Below are 13,701 nucleotides of genomic sequence, written 5' to 3'. Positions count from 1 at the left end.
AGTCCCTTACGGCAGGTTTCGCCTGTTTCAACCGGATTTTTGCTTACGACACAAGCAGACGCTGGCGAAAATCAGCCTTTTGCCAACCCGACAACTAATGAGTGTATGCAGATTGCCAATTTTGCGCTATTTTTTACTTATGGTAAAATTTGGGAACGATCATAGCGGTTCACCGCCAGTGCGTATCCTGATTGTGCAAAGCAATCCGGCGTTGGGTGTTGTTTGGCAACGGCATATGCAGCGCCACGGCGCTGACGTCAGGCTGTGCCTTGATGCCGATTCCGCGGTGCAGGCGCTAGAGGATTTTACCTTCGATGCCGTAGTTCTGGATCTGGTGCTTGAACAGGGCAACGGGCTAACTGTCGCTGATGTTGCCGCATTTCGCCAGCCTTGGGCCAACGTCCTGTGTGTGACGGACAGCAGCTTTTTTTCGGATGGGTCGATCTTTAACCATTGTGCGACGGCGCGTCTGACGCTGAACCGCGATGTCCCGCCAGAAGAGCTGGCAGACATCGCGTCCCATTACGGAGAGCAGTCAGCCGCGTCCGTGCGCTAGTTCGAAATCCGGTTCGGGATTGATCGGAATGATGCGGTGCGGGTTCACCGTTTCGTGGCTGTAGTGATAGTGCTGCACAATGTGATCCATATTTACAGTATCCACGATCGCACCATCCGGTGCCTGCCATTGATATAGTTCGCGCGTGAAGCCCCACAGGTTGGGATAGTCGCGGATAAAGGCGCGGTTGCACTTGAAATGGGTGTGATAAACGGTGTCGAACCGCACCAAGGTTGTCCAAAGCCGCCAGTCTGCTTCTGTTATGCGGTCCCCCGTCAGATAGCGGTTGCGCGCAAGGATACCTTCGAGCCAGTCCAGGCTGTCGAACAGCGGATACACGGCTGCGTCATATGCGTCTTGCGTGGTGGCAAAGCCGGCCTTGTAAACGCCGTTGTTGACTGAGTCATAGACCCGGTCGTTGATCGGCGCGATGGCTTCGCGCAACGCGCTGGGCCAGTAATCGTCTGTATTGCCGGTCAGGTCGTCAAAGGCACTATTGAACATCCGGATGATTTCCGACGATTCGTTCGACACGATCCGCCCCTGTACCTTGTCCCACAGCAAAGGCACGGTCACATGGCCGGTCATGTCAGGTGTGTCCTTCAGATAAACCTGCCGCAGGTAATCATGCCCGAACAATTGATCACCCGTCGCGCCGTCCCAATCGTCCGACAGCGCCCAGCCTTCGGACAACATATGCGGATGCACGACCGACACATCGATATGCGCTGTCAGCCCCTTGAGCATGCGAAATACCAACGTCCGGTGCGCCCAAGGGCAGGCATAGCTGACATACAGGTGGTAACGCCCGCTTTCGGCCTTGAAGCCGGCATCGCCTGATGGCCCGGCGCTACCATCCGCGGTGATCCAGTTGCGAAAGCTGGCAACATCGCGTTCAAAGCTGCCACCGCTTTTCTTGGTGTCGTACCATTTGTCTTGCCATTGTCCGTCTACCAGCAGGCCCATTTCTATCGCTCCCTTTGTTTGCGTCAGGGTACAGCTAGGGCGGGCAGGGGGCGCAGGAAACGCCGACTGGCGCGCAGGTCCTGTGCGCCGCCATGCGATAATACAGCGGTCCTAGGGAATTCTGACGCGATCTTTGACCGATTGCCCGTATTTTAGGCAGGTGCATAAGGCGGATGCCTTGTGACCCAGCGTCTACAGCCGCCGCAGAAAGTTAAGTTCGCGGGTGGCCCAAACTTCGCCACAGTTGCTAGGGAGGAAATGAAAAAGCGCCTTAAGCGTTGAACTTAATATGATTTCAGGCAGAGCAGCCCCATGATGACAATTATAACCTGCATCACAGTCTTCCATGACATCAGCCTGGTCGCCCTGTCCGCATTGCTCTGCGGTTTTGGCAGTTGGGTCACGTCGCGCCTGTATCGCCATGCCCGTCAGCGGCCGCAGCGGCAGGCCGTGTCATGGTATCTGCTGACAGCACTGACCGCTGGCATTGCAATCTGGTGCACCCATTTCGTCGCCATGCTGGGATTTCGCCCCAATGTCCCGGTCAGCTTTGATCTGGCGCTGACTCTGGTGTCCTTTGCTATTGCGGTCTTGGGCAGTGCGCTGGGCGTCATGATCTCTACCATCAATAAGTTTCGGTTTGCCCCGGTGCTGGGCGGCGCAATCCTGGGGCTTTCCATCGCCGCAATGCATTACGCAGGTATGATCGCCTACCGCGTGCAGGGCGTCATTTTTTGGGACCGGGCCTATCTTGCACTGTCAATCATTCTGGCCGTTGCCTTTGGTGCGGCGGCCTTGGCGCTTGGCCGCCAAAGCAAAAGCGCCGGCGAATACCAGATGGCCATCGCTTTGACGCTTGGGATCGTTACCTTGCACTTTACGGGCATGGCCGCGTTCCGCGTGTCGCCGCTGGATATCACCGGCGATTTCATCAACCCAGAAGCGTTCAAGGTCCTTGCCCTTGCGATCACCGGCACTGCAACCGTTATCGTAATGGGGGCGCTTTTCAGCTATGTGATCGAAAACCGCACATGGCAGGAAAACATCCAGGAACTTACCGAGGCACGCAATGCCGCCGAAAGCGCAAGCCGCGCAAAGTCGGAATTTCTGGGCATCCTGAGCCACGAATTGCGCACGCCGCTGACTATCGTGCTGGGCTACGCCAGCATTCTGGGGCGGCTCAAGGATATAAATGCTGCAAAGGCGGGGCACGACGCAATCGAAACGGACAGCCGGATCGGCGATCAGGCCGAACTTTACGGTCACAAGATTACTGTCGCAGCGAACCACCTGCTTGGCATGATCAACGAGATTTTGGACTACACCAGCATGGAACTGGGCGAGGCGGCACTGGACCGCACGGCATTTCCCGTCCGCGGACTGCTTGAAGAGGTGGAAACGCAATTTGCGCCCATCGCCGCCGAAAAGGGCGTCACAATTAGTGTCGATTGCGACGAGGTCATGGCCTTTGCCGACCGCGCCCGCTGTTTGCAGATCCTGTCGAACCTTGTCGGCAATGCATTCAAGTTCGCGCGGTCCAGCGATATTACCTTGCGCGCAAGACTGACGGCGACCGGTTTCAATATCGAGGTTCAGGACAACGGCTGCGGCATTCCCGAGGAATCGCATAATGTGATTTTCAATGCATTCCAGCAGCTTGAACCGACGCAGAATCGATCCGAAGGCGGCGCAGGTCTTGGCCTTGCGATTTGCAAAACGCTTGCCATCGCCCACGGCGGCGAGGTGACAGTGCAAAGCGCGGCAGGCGCAGGCACGACCTTTACCGTGGCGATGCCGACCAGCGCCATTCAATCCGCACAAGAGACAGCCGCGGCACACCGGCCCGCCAGCCTGCGGCTGGTCAGCTGATCAGGTTGCGGAACAGGGACCGATAATTTCGCGCGGTGCACTCCATTGCGAAATGTGCCGGCCCCGCATATACCCTGCACCTGACGAAGCCCGATACGGGGCCAGAGCGGTTGGTGGCAGACGGGTCGACCCTGACGGGGACCAGAACGCCACATCGTCAAAAGCCAGCTCTCGGCCCCGGCCTACCCACGCCCGGAGATACGCCATGCGCCTGTTGACGACCATCCTGATCCTGACGGCCACGACAGCCTCTGCCCACCCCGGCCATCTGGTCGACGCGGCGGGGCATAACCACTGGGTTGCGGGAATCGCCCTTGGTGCAGCGGGAATCGCCATTGCGCTGGGCGCCCTGAAAGGCCGCAAGGCCAAGCAGAAATCCGAACCAGAGCGTGAGGAACAGCCCGCATGAAAACCGGCGTCATGATTTGCGGCCACGGCTCGCGCAGCCAGTCCGCCGTGGACGAATTTGCGACGCTGGCCGAAAAGCTGCCGGCATTTCTGCCATCCGATTGGCTGGTCGATTACGGCTATCTGGAATTTGCAAACCCGGTGATCCGCGACGGTCTGGACCGGTTGCGCGGCGCAGGGTGCGAACGGATCCTTGCCGTGCCGGGCATGCTGTTCGCCGCCATGCATGCCAAGAACGACATTCCCACGGTGCTTAATACCTATGCCGCCCAGCATGGCACACAGATCAGCTATGGCCGCGAATTGGGGGTCGATCCCAAGATGATCGCCGCCGCCGCCGGCCGCATCCAAGATGCTGTGGACAGTGCCAATGCCGAACACGGCGCACTGCCCCTGACGCAGACTTGCCTTGTCGTCATCGGCCGCGGCGCGTCAGATCCGGATGCCAATGGCAACGTGGCCAAGATCGCCCGCATGCTGGCCGAAGGCATGGGCTTTGGCTGGCACGAAGTCGGCTATTCCGGCGTGACCTTCCCGCTTGTGGAACCCTGCCTGCAACACGTTGCGATGCTGCCCTACAAACGGGTCATTGTGTTTCCGTATTTCCTGTTTTCGGGCATCCTGATCGACCGTATCTACGGCTTTACCGACCAGGTTGCAGCAGAGCATCCCGGCATCCAATTCGTAAAAGCCGCCTATCTGGGCGATCATCCCAAAGTGCTGGAAACTTTCGCCGAACGGATCACCGAACAGGCCAGCGCTACGCCGCCGCCCAATTGCGGCCTCTGTGCCTACCGCGACCAGGTGCTGGCTCTTGCCGGGGGCGAGCAGCGCGAAATAAGCGCCGCCGACCGCCAGCATCCCGCCTTTGCCGCAACACCGCCCGCGCTCTGCGTTATGTGCAAATACCGCACCCAAGTGCTCGGCTTTGAAAGCGAAGTTGGCGCCGTGCAGGAAAGCCATCACCACCATGTAGAAGGGCAGGGTGCCAACGCGCCTGGCTCCAACGTGGCCGACTGCAGGCTGTGCGACACGTTCTGCACCGGCCTGTGCCGGCTGGAGGCTCAGCACGCCCACGCCCATGGTCTGCCTCACAGCCACCACCATAACCACGACCATGATCACCACCACAGCCATGATCACGGGCACGATCATGGCCATGACCACGGCCACGACCACGGGCACCACCATCACCACGGCGACCACGACCATGCCCATCCGGTCTATCCACACGCCCAGCATCCCCACGGCCCGGAAAGCGCGCGCAAATCGCGCAAGGCCTGATACTTCATCTGGCCAGATAAACTCCCCCCGGAGGGTCCGCCCCCTCTCCCCGCGCAAAGGCCTCCTCTGCATGAGACCCTACGAAAAAGACCCCGCCGCGATCTACGCGCAAAGCTTTGCGACTGTCCGGTCAGAGGCGCGCCTGGACCGCTTTGCGAAAGACATGCATCCGGTGATGACACGGCTGATCCATGCCTGCGGCATGGTGGAAATCGCCGACAGGCTGGCGTTTTCCGCAGGGGCCGTCAAAGCGGGCCATGCTGCGCTGGCGGCGGGGGCACCCATCTTGTGCGACTGCGAAATGGTGGGGGCGGGGATTATCCGCCGCTATTTGCCGGCGCAGAACCAGGTTATCGTCACCTTGAATGACGGCAGCGTGCCGGACCGTGCACAGACGATTGGAAACACCCGCTCTGCTGCCGCGGTAGAGCTGTGGGCCCCGCATCTTGAAGGTGCGGTCGTCGCGATCGGCAATGCGCCGACTGCACTGTTTCACCTGCTGGAACTGCTTGATGCAGGCGCACCGAAGCCGGCGGTCATTTTGGGCTTTCCTGTGGGTTTCGTCGGCGCAGCTGAATCCAAAGCTGAACTTGCCGCCCATCCGCGTCGATGCGATTTTATCGCGCTGCGCGGTCGCCGGGGCGGTTCGGCGCTGGCGGCGGCGGCGGTTAATGCCTTGGCTGCGGGTTTGCCGGAAGACCGGATCTAATGGCGCAAAATTATCGCAAGGCGGGCGGCAGTGCCGATTTTTCGCCGAAATATCGGAGTGGATCATGACGCAACCCTGGCTGCATATCGTCGGCATTGGCGAAGACGGGATGGAGGGGCTGTCCCCCGCTACCCGCGCTGTCGTGGAAGCGGCGGAGGTCATCTTAGGCGGAGAGCGGCATCACGCGCTGTCCGGTAGCGTGACCGCAGAGCGGCTTGCCTGGCCGTCCCCGTTCGATGCCATGATTGATACCCTGCGAGGGTTGCGTCATCGCCGGGCCGTCGTCCTGGTGACTGGCGATCCGCTGTGGTTTTCCGTTGGCGCGCGGATCGGGCGGGCGATTGATCCGTCGGAAATTGTCTATCATCCGCAGATCAGCGCATTTCAGCTGGCTTCGGCCCGCATGGGGTGGAGCCTTGCGGATGTCGAAACCTTAACCGTTCACGGGCGCCCCGTGGCGCAGATGGTGGCCTTTATCCAGCCCGATGCACGCCTGCTGATTCTGACGACAGGGGCCGGGACACCCAATCAGATCGCAGCCTATCTGGCAGAGCGCGGCTTTGGGCAATCGCGTATGACCGTTCTGGCGGCGATGGGCGGCAAGGACGAGGCGCGTTTCGATGGCGTCGCCGAAAGCTGGGACCACGTCGTGCCGCCGTTCAATACGCTGGCGGTCGAATGCATTGCAGCACCGGACGCTGCGCTGCTGCCACGCGTGCCGGGGCTTGCGGATGATCTGTTCCAGTCCGACGGCACGATGACCAAGCAAGAAATTCGTGCGGCGACGCTGGCCAAGCTGATGCCGATGCGCGGGGCGCTGCTGTGGGATATCGGCTGCGGTTCCGGTTCTGTTGCGATCGAATGGATGCGGGCGGCACGCTATGCCCGTGCCATCGGGATCGAACCGCGCGATGATCGCCGCGCCATGGCCGCCGCCAATGCGCTGGCACTGGGCGTGCCAAAGCTGGAACTGCTGGACGGCAGTGCGCCGGACTGTCTGGATGGTCTGACCGCACCTGACGCAATCTTTATCGGCGGGGGCCTGAGCGAGGCGGTCTTTGACGCGGCATGGTCCGCGCTGCGCCCACTGGGGCGGTTGGTCGCCAATGCTGTAACGCTGGAGTCAGAGGCCGTCCTTATGGCGCTGCATGCCCGCCATGGCGGCGATCTGGTGCGGCTGTCGGTGTGCCGGGCTGAACCGGTCGGGCGCTTGACGGGATGGCGGGCAGCGATGCCCGTGACCCAATGGAGCCTAGTGAAGCGATGAGGGAGCGGAGCCTCCGGCGGGAGTTTGTTTGGCCAGGTGAATGCGCATGAGCGGCGTGCTTTATGGTGTTGGCCTGGGGCCGGGGGCGGCGGATCTGATGACACTGCGGGCGGCGCGGCTGATTGAGGATGCCGCTGTCGTGGCCTATCCGGCGCTGGCGGGCGGTGCGAGTTTCGCCCGGTCGATCGCTGCGGATTTGATCCCGGCAGATGCGATCGAGATTGTCATGGACGTCCCGATGAGCGTGGAGCGCGCACCGGCGCAGGCGGCCTATGATACCGGCGCGGCGGCGATTGCAGAGCATCTGGATGCGGGGCGGGACGTGGTTTGCCTATGCGAGGGGGATCCGTTCTTTTACGGATCGTTTATGTATTTGTTTGCCCGGTTGTCGGCTGATTACCGGGTCGAAGTTGTTCCAGGCGTGACGTCCATCGCGGCCTGTGCTGCGGTGGCTGCGCGTCCGCTTGTTGCGCGAAACGAGCGTTTGACGGTGCTGCCCGGCCCGCTGCCGGAGGCCGAGCTGCGGGAGCGGATTGCGGGTGCCGAAAGCGTTGTCATCATGAAGGTTGGCCGGCATCTGGCAAAGATCCGCGCCGTGTTCGATGACCTTGGGCTGACGGACCACGCGGTTTATGTCGAGCGGGCCAGCCTGGCCGAGCAGGTCGTATGCCCGCTTGCGCAGGCACCGGATTCGGCACCTTATTTTTCGATGATCTTACTGACAAAAGGGGCCGATCCATGGCTGTAGAACCTGTCGTATTGGCCCTGTCGCGGTCCGGCGAGGCGACGGCGCACCGTGTTGCGGCAACGCTTGGCGCGTTGGTGCATGGGCGCAAGGGGCGTGTCGATGTGGCGGATGCTTTTTTTGACAACGCGCTGGATCATGCCCGCGACTTGTTTGCGGCGGGTGTACCTGTGGTCGGCGTTTGCGCGAGCGGCATCTTGATCCGGGCCATGGCGCCGCTGCTTGCGGATAAGACAACCGAGCCTCCTGTTGTGTCGGTCAGTGATGATGGCGGTGTTGTGGTGCCATTGCTGGGCGGGCACCGCGGCGCCAACCGGTTGGCTGCGCGGATTGCGGATGCACTGGGGGCGGTTGCGGCGGTTACGACAGCGGGCGATGTAGCGCTCGGGATTGCCTTGGATGCGCCGCCTTTGGGGTGGCGGTTGGTCAATCCTTGGGATGCGAAGGACGCGATGGCCTTGCTGCTGTCCGGCGCTGGCGCGCGGGTGACCGGGCCAGAGGCGGCTGCTGCGGAATGGTTGGCGGATCTGCCGGCGGGGGACGGCGTGACGATCACTTGCGGCACGGCGCCTGTCGCGGAGCTTGGTCCGCATCACTTGCAGTTTGCACCGCAGCGCTTTGCATTGGGCGTAGGGTGCGCGCGCAATTGCCCAGAGACGGATTTGGCGACCTTGGTGGGCGAGGCTTTGGCGGAAGCCGGGATCGCGCCGGAGGCGATTGCTTGCGTCAATACGATTTCACTGAAGGCGGACGAGCCCGCGATTATCGCACTGGCGCAGGCCTTTGGCGTGCCGCTTCGGTTGTTCGATGCGGATAGGCTTGAGGCAGAGACGCCCCGGTTGGCGCATCCGTCAGACGTGGTATTTGCCGAGGTCGGCACGCACGGCGTGTCCGAAGCAGCAGCTTTAGCACAGGTCGGCGCGCAGGGGCGTTTGGTTGTCGAAAAGCGCAAGGCGGCGATGGCAACTTGCGCCGTGGCTACGCTGGATGCGCCGCTGACAGCGCTGCAAGGCCGTGCGCGCGGCAAGCTGTCGGTCGTAGGGATCGGGCCGGGGCAGGCGTCTTGGCGCACGCCAGAGGTGTCGCGTCTGGTCGCCGACGCCGAAGAACTGGTAGGCTATGGGCTGTATATCGATTTGCTGGGGCCACTGGCTGTGGGCAAGGCGCGGTCGGATTTCCCGCTGGGCGGGGAGGAGGCGCGCTGCCGCTATGCGCTGGAACAGGCGGGGCAGGGCAAGAACGTCGCGCTGGTGTGTTCGGGCGATGCCGGCATTTATGCCATGGGCGCGCTGGTGTTTGAACTGCTTGATCGCGGGCCAGAGGCGCTGGGTGTGTCCGATGCCGCCCGGCGGGTAGAGGTTGTTTGCTCGCCCGGTGTCAGTGCCTTGCAGGGCGCGGCGGCGCGGGCGGGGGCCCCGCTGGGGCATGATTTTTGCGCAATTTCCCTGTCCGATCTGCTGACGCCGCGGGATGATATCCTGCGGCGGCTGACGGCAGCGGCCGAAGGCGATTTTGTCGTCGCCTTTTATAATCCGGTCAGTAAAACGCGGCGCACCTTGCTGGCAGAGGCGCGGGATATTTTGCTGCAGCATCGCCCCGGCGATACGCCCGTTATGCTGGCAAGCTCGCTTGGGCGGCCAGAGGAGCATGTGCGCTATCGGCGCTTGGACGCGCTGGAAGTTGACGAGGTCGACATGCTGACGGTCGTGCTGGTGGGGTCGAGCAACTCGCGCCTTGCACAACTGGGCGAGGGGCCGCGTATGTTCACACCGCGCGGCTATGCCCGCAAGATTGATGGCGATCTGGCGAGGTAGTCGAATTTTCGGCGAAAATTCGAGCCTTTGGCGAGCGTATTTAGAAATAAGCGAGGACGGGCATGACGGTTTATTTTATTGGTGCGGGGCCGGGTGACCCGGAGCTGTTGACGCTGAAAGCGGCGCGGCTGATCGCAGCCTGTCCGGTGTGTTTGTACGCGGGATCGTTGGTGCCAGAAGAGGTGGTCGCGATTGCGCCCATCGGGGCGCGGGTGCTGGATACGGCCCCGATGACGCTGGATGACACGCACGGCGAAATCTTGGCGGCGCATGCGGCGGGTCAGGATGTGGCGCGGGTGCATTCGGGCGATCCGTCGCTTTATGGCGCGATTGCAGAACAGATCCGGCGGCTGAAGGCGGACGGGATCGACTATCAGATCATTCCCGGCGTGCCTGCCTATGCGGCGGCGGCGGCGGCCATGGGAACGGAGTTGACCGTGCCAGAGGTGGGGCAGTCGATCGTGCTGACGCGGATGAGCATGAAGTCAACCGGTATGCCCGACGGTGAGACGCTGGAAAATTTTGCGGCCACCGGCACAACGCTGGCGATCCATCTGGGGATTCGGGCGCTGCGCGATATCGAACGGCGCCTAACGCCTTTTTATGGTGCCGATTGTCCGGTCGCGGTGATTTATCGCGCGTCCTGGCCGGACCAGCTGATTCTTCGCGGTACACTTCGTGACATTCACGCCAAGGTGCGGGATGCAAAAATTACGCGTACGGCCTTGATCATGGTCGGGCCCGTGCTGGGATCGCAACACGGATTTCCTGACTCGGCGCTTTATGATGCTGCGAAACCCCATGTTTTAAGGCCGAAGGTGAAGGCGGGCTGATCGGTTTCTGCGCCTGCTTTGCCGCGGCGCGGCGGATAAGATGTTTGAACATTCGTCATACTTGCGCGTTACTATGAACGCGAAGGAGGCGCTGCCATGAACGATTTTTTGCCCGATGCCGTAATTAAGGGATTGCAGGACGCCCGCCGCGCGTCAGTTTCGCGCGGCAACCGCCTGTGTGTGCATGATGGCGACGATATCATGCGCATCCGCCGCTTTTGGTCCGATGGCATGGCGCTGGACGCTGATGCCGGTGATCTGCTGCGGGGGCGTGTCGATATCTATGACGGGATGCGGCACCTGTATCAGGCGTTGATTATCGGCAGCCGGGTCGAAGGCGACGAATGCATTTTTGAATTCAAATGGCTGCATGCCGTCACGGATAACCCGCCTGTCGATTTCGTGCGCGCCGATAATGCGCCGGCAGGATTTTTGCCCCGCCTGTAAAGCTATTGCAGGTCGGCAAAAGCCCTTTGCAAGCGGGCCACCGCATCGGCGATCTGCGCGCGCGGGGCACCTAGGTTAAAGCGCAGGAAATGCTCGCCGCCTTTGCCAAAGGTGACGCCGTGATTGGGCGCGATCAGGGCGTCTTGTTGGACGCGGCGGATCACCTCTTCGCTGTTCATTCCGGTGCCTGTGAAATCGACCCAGGCCAAATAGGTTGCTTCCAGCGGCATGGAATGGACGCCGGGGATGGCGTTAATGCCGTCGTCGAACAGGCGGCGGTTCGCATCAAGATAAAGGCATAGCTCGTCCACCCAAGCGGCCCCTTTAGGGGAATAGGCGGCGGTGGTCATGTGCAGGCCAAAGCTGTTGGCGGATATGCCAAGGGCGGCCATGCGGGCTGCAAAGGGTGCGCGCAAGTCAGCATCGGGGATGATGACATTGCCTGTATGGCTGCCTGCGATGTTGAACGTCTTGGTCGCGGCGGTCATCATGACAAGGCGATCTTTAACCCCGTCGATATTGGCCATGGGGATATGGGTCTGGCCGGGCATCAGCAGGTCGTGGTGGATTTCGTCGGAGACTAGGATCAGATCGTGGCGTTTGGCAAAGGCAGCGACGGCTTCCAGTTCGGACTTTGTCCAGACACGGCCACCGGGATTGTGCGGCGAGCAGAGGATGACCATCCGCTCTGACCCGGTCATCTGGGCGTCGTAGGCATCAAAGTCCATCTCGTACCGGCCCGCGTTATTGACTAACTCGCAGCTGCGGACTTCGCGCCCGGCTGCGGTGATGACACGGGCGAAGGCGTGGTAGACAGGGGTGAACAGCACGACGGCGTCGCCGGGTTGCGTATAGGCGTCGACGCACAGGGCGGTGCCATTTACAAGGCCATGGGTCGTCATTATCGCGTCCGCGTCCACCTGCCAGCCGTGGCGGGTTTGCATCCACCAGCGAATCGCATCGGTATAGGGCTCCGGGTTGCCAAAGTAGCCGTAAACGCCGTGGTCGTGCATCGCAGAAAGCGCGTCCTGAATGACGTCCGGTGCGCGAAATTCCATGTCGGCCACCCACATCGCGATGCCGTCATCGGGGGATACGCCATAGACGGATTCCATAGCGTCCCATTTGACGCAGTGGGTGTTGCGACGGTTTACGGGGGTGTCAAAGTTCATGGCGGCATACCTGTTTGGGAGTGTGCGGCGACCCTAGCAGGCGCAATTGGGGTGCCAAGGGATAAATTGCGGGCCATCTTGGCAATTGGCGGCCCAGGGATTAGATCGATGGCATGACAATACGCCCCATTCTGATCCACCCCGACCCGCGCCTGAAAAAGGTAACCGAAGCTGTCACGCAGTTCGACGATGACCTGCGGGTGCTGGCGGCCGATATGCTAGAGACGATGTACGACGCCCCCGGTATCGGCCTTGCGGCACCGCAGGTCGGTGTGATGCTGCGCGTGATGGTAATGGATTGCGTCAAGGATGACATCAATCCGGCGCGGCCCATGGTGCTGATCAACCCGGAGATTACCTGGGAAAGCGAAAACCACAGCGTCTATGAAGAAGGCTGTCTATCGATCCCGGAGCAATATGCAGATGTCGAACGCCCGGCAGAGGTCGAGGTGCGCTGGATGGACCTTGATGGCGCGGAGCAGAGCGAGCGGTTCGACGGGCTTTGGGCGACCTGCGTTCAACACGAGATTGACCATCTGGATGGCAAGTTGTTCATCGATTATCTGAAACCGCTGAAGCGGCAGATGATCACGCGCAAGATGCAAAAGCTAAAGCGCGAAAGAGCCCGGGCGTGACACGCCCCATTCTGACCGTGCCAGACGCGGCGCTACGCGCGGTCTGTGCACAGGTTACGGTGTTTGATGCGGCCCTTGCGGACTTGAGTGAAGAGATGTTCGCGGCCATGTATGCCGCGCCGGGGCGGGGGCTTGCCGCACCGCAGATTGGCGTGCTGCAGCGGATTTTCGTTATGGACGTGACATGGAAAACGGGCGCGCGGACCCCGCGTGTGTTTGTGAACCCGCACATCGTGACGGCAAATGCGGCACTGGTTGTAAATGACGAATCCTGCCTGTCGATCCCGATGCTGACGGTCGCCGTGCCGCGTCCGCGTGATCTGCTGCTGCGCTGGCAGGATCTGGATGGCACCGCCCGTGAAGAGGCGTTCGCGGGCACAGACGCTGTGATCGTTCAGCACGAGCGCGACCACCTGGATGGCATCCTGTGCACCGATTATGCGGAGATTATGTAATGCGGACTGTTGTATCCTGGCCCCATGCCGCCCTGCGTACCCCTGCCGCGGAGGTGCCCGAGATTACCGACGAGGTCCGCGCGATCTGGCACGACATGGTTGATGTTATGGAGGCGATGCCGGGTGTGGGCCTGGCTGCTGTGCAATTAGGCATCCCGCTGCGTCTGGCCGTTGTCGATGCCAGCACGGCGCGGGGCAAAGCGGTGCGGATGGCGAACCCGGAAGTCTTGCACGCCAGTATCGAGCTTCGCGCGCATGACGAGGCTAGCCCCTGTTTGCCGGGTGTTTCCGCCGTTATCAAACGTCCCCGGGCGGTCACGGTCCGCTTTCTGAATGAGGCAGGCGAAATTGAGACGCGCGACTTCGTCGGGCTTTGGGCGACAAGCGTGCAGCATCAGATCGATCATCTTGCGGGCAAGATGTATTTCGACCGGCTGACCAAGCTCAAGCGCGATATGTTACTGAAAAAGGCAGCAAAGCTGTCGCGCTAGGTTCGCGCGGGGCTTTGATTTTTTAGCAGCCAATCGGGGGCGCTGCCCCC

15 protein-coding genes are annotated in these 13,701 nt (G+C 61.4%); 13 read left to right on the top strand and 2 right to left on the bottom strand.

The genetic code is table 11. The features are described 5' to 3' along the window. The first annotated feature begins 178 nt into the window (after positions 1 to 178). Positions 179 to 556 (top strand): response regulator, encoded by a 378-nt coding sequence (locus SJY10_RS13925; RefSeq protein ID WP_386683663.1) that lies wholly within the window; start codon positions 179 to 181, stop codon positions 554 to 556. Here the strand turns inward: SJY10_RS13925 and SJY10_RS13920 are convergent. Continuing rightward, positions 536 to 1,522, bottom strand: coding sequence for a glutathione S-transferase family protein (locus SJY10_RS13920; RefSeq protein WP_386683661.1), 987 nt, complete (start codon positions 1,520 to 1,522; stop codon positions 536 to 538). The genes SJY10_RS13925 and SJY10_RS13920 overlap by 21 nt on opposite strands. A 312-nt stretch (positions 1,523 to 1,834) precedes the next feature. Between SJY10_RS13920 and SJY10_RS13915 the strand changes: the two genes are divergently transcribed. The 9 genes from SJY10_RS13915 (at position 1,835) to SJY10_RS13875 (ending at position 10,898) form a co-directional block, all read left to right on the top strand. Continuing rightward, a complete protein-coding gene (locus SJY10_RS13915) occupies positions 1,835 to 3,391 on the top strand; it encodes an MHYT domain-containing protein (protein WP_386683659.1) in 1,557 nt (518 codons plus the stop codon). A gap of 205 nt (positions 3,392 to 3,596) precedes the next feature. Beyond that, positions 3,597 to 3,800: a DUF6732 family protein gene (locus SJY10_RS13910; RefSeq protein WP_090190990.1), complete on the top strand. Its 204-nt coding sequence runs from the start codon at positions 3,597 to 3,599 to the stop codon at positions 3,798 to 3,800. Then, the gene (locus SJY10_RS13905) at positions 3,797 to 5,083 is read left to right on the top strand and encodes a sirohydrochlorin chelatase (RefSeq protein WP_386683657.1); all 1,287 of its coding nucleotides are present in this window, start codon (positions 3,797 to 3,799) and stop codon (positions 5,081 to 5,083) included. Before SJY10_RS13910 ends, SJY10_RS13905 begins: the two co-directional genes overlap by 4 nt. Positions 5,084 to 5,153: 70 nt before the next feature. Beyond that, complete coding sequence (locus tag SJY10_RS13900; RefSeq protein ID WP_386683655.1) at positions 5,154 to 5,792, top strand: precorrin-8X methylmutase; 639 nt, start codon at positions 5,154 to 5,156, stop codon at positions 5,790 to 5,792. A 64-nt stretch (positions 5,793 to 5,856) separates the two neighbouring features. Beyond that, positions 5,857 to 7,059, top strand: coding sequence for a precorrin-6y C5,15-methyltransferase (decarboxylating) subunit CbiE (gene cbiE, locus SJY10_RS13895; protein WP_386683653.1), 1,203 nt, complete (start codon positions 5,857 to 5,859; stop codon positions 7,057 to 7,059). Between the two features lie 46 nt (positions 7,060 to 7,105). Next, positions 7,106 to 7,807 (top strand): precorrin-2 C(20)-methyltransferase, encoded by a 702-nt coding sequence (cobI, locus tag SJY10_RS13890; protein WP_386683651.1) that lies wholly within the window; start codon positions 7,106 to 7,108, stop codon positions 7,805 to 7,807. Continuing rightward, on the top strand, positions 7,798 to 9,618 hold the full coding sequence (gene cobJ / locus SJY10_RS13885; protein ID WP_386683649.1) for a precorrin-3B C(17)-methyltransferase: 1,821 nt from the start codon (positions 7,798 to 7,800) through the stop codon (positions 9,616 to 9,618). Before cobI ends, cobJ begins: the two co-directional genes overlap by 10 nt. A 62-nt stretch (positions 9,619 to 9,680) precedes the next feature. Then, entirely contained in the window at positions 9,681 to 10,451 is a 771-nt protein-coding gene (gene cobM, locus SJY10_RS13880; protein ID WP_386683647.1) for a precorrin-4 C(11)-methyltransferase, read from the top strand. Between the two features lie 96 nt (positions 10,452 to 10,547). After that, the gene (locus tag SJY10_RS13875; protein ID WP_386683645.1) at positions 10,548 to 10,898 is read left to right on the top strand and encodes a hypothetical protein; all 351 of its coding nucleotides are present in this window, start codon (positions 10,548 to 10,550) and stop codon (positions 10,896 to 10,898) included. Positions 10,899 to 10,900: 2 nt separating this feature from the next. On the opposite strand, the gene SJY10_RS13870 is transcribed toward SJY10_RS13875, so the two are convergent. Then, on the bottom strand, positions 10,901 to 12,070 hold the full coding sequence (locus SJY10_RS13870; protein ID WP_386683643.1) for a MalY/PatB family protein: 1,170 nt from the start codon (positions 12,068 to 12,070) through the stop codon (positions 10,901 to 10,903). Between the two features lie 113 nt (positions 12,071 to 12,183). On the opposite strand from SJY10_RS13870, the gene def (SJY10_RS13865) reads away from it, so the two are divergent. From def (SJY10_RS13865) to def (SJY10_RS13855), 3 genes are read left to right on the top strand one after another with little or no spacing between them, the layout of a single operon-like run. Then, entirely contained in the window at positions 12,184 to 12,705 is a 522-nt protein-coding gene (gene def, locus SJY10_RS13865) for a peptide deformylase (protein WP_386683641.1), read from the top strand. Further along, entirely contained in the window at positions 12,702 to 13,160 is a 459-nt protein-coding gene (gene def / locus SJY10_RS13860) for a peptide deformylase (RefSeq protein ID WP_386683640.1), read from the top strand. Before def (SJY10_RS13865) ends, def (SJY10_RS13860) begins: the two co-directional genes overlap by 4 nt. Further along, positions 13,160 to 13,651 (top strand): peptide deformylase, encoded by a 492-nt coding sequence (def, locus tag SJY10_RS13855; protein ID WP_386683638.1) that lies wholly within the window; start codon positions 13,160 to 13,162, stop codon positions 13,649 to 13,651. Before def (SJY10_RS13860) ends, def (SJY10_RS13855) begins: the two co-directional genes overlap by 1 nt. Positions 13,652 to 13,701 lie beyond the last annotated feature (50 nt).

The organism is Loktanella sp. R86503, from assembly GCF_042466455.1.
Taxonomy (GTDB): Bacteria; Pseudomonadota; Alphaproteobacteria; order Rhodobacterales; family Rhodobacteraceae; genus Loktanella.
This window is presented reverse-complemented; position numbering and strand designations above follow the sequence as displayed.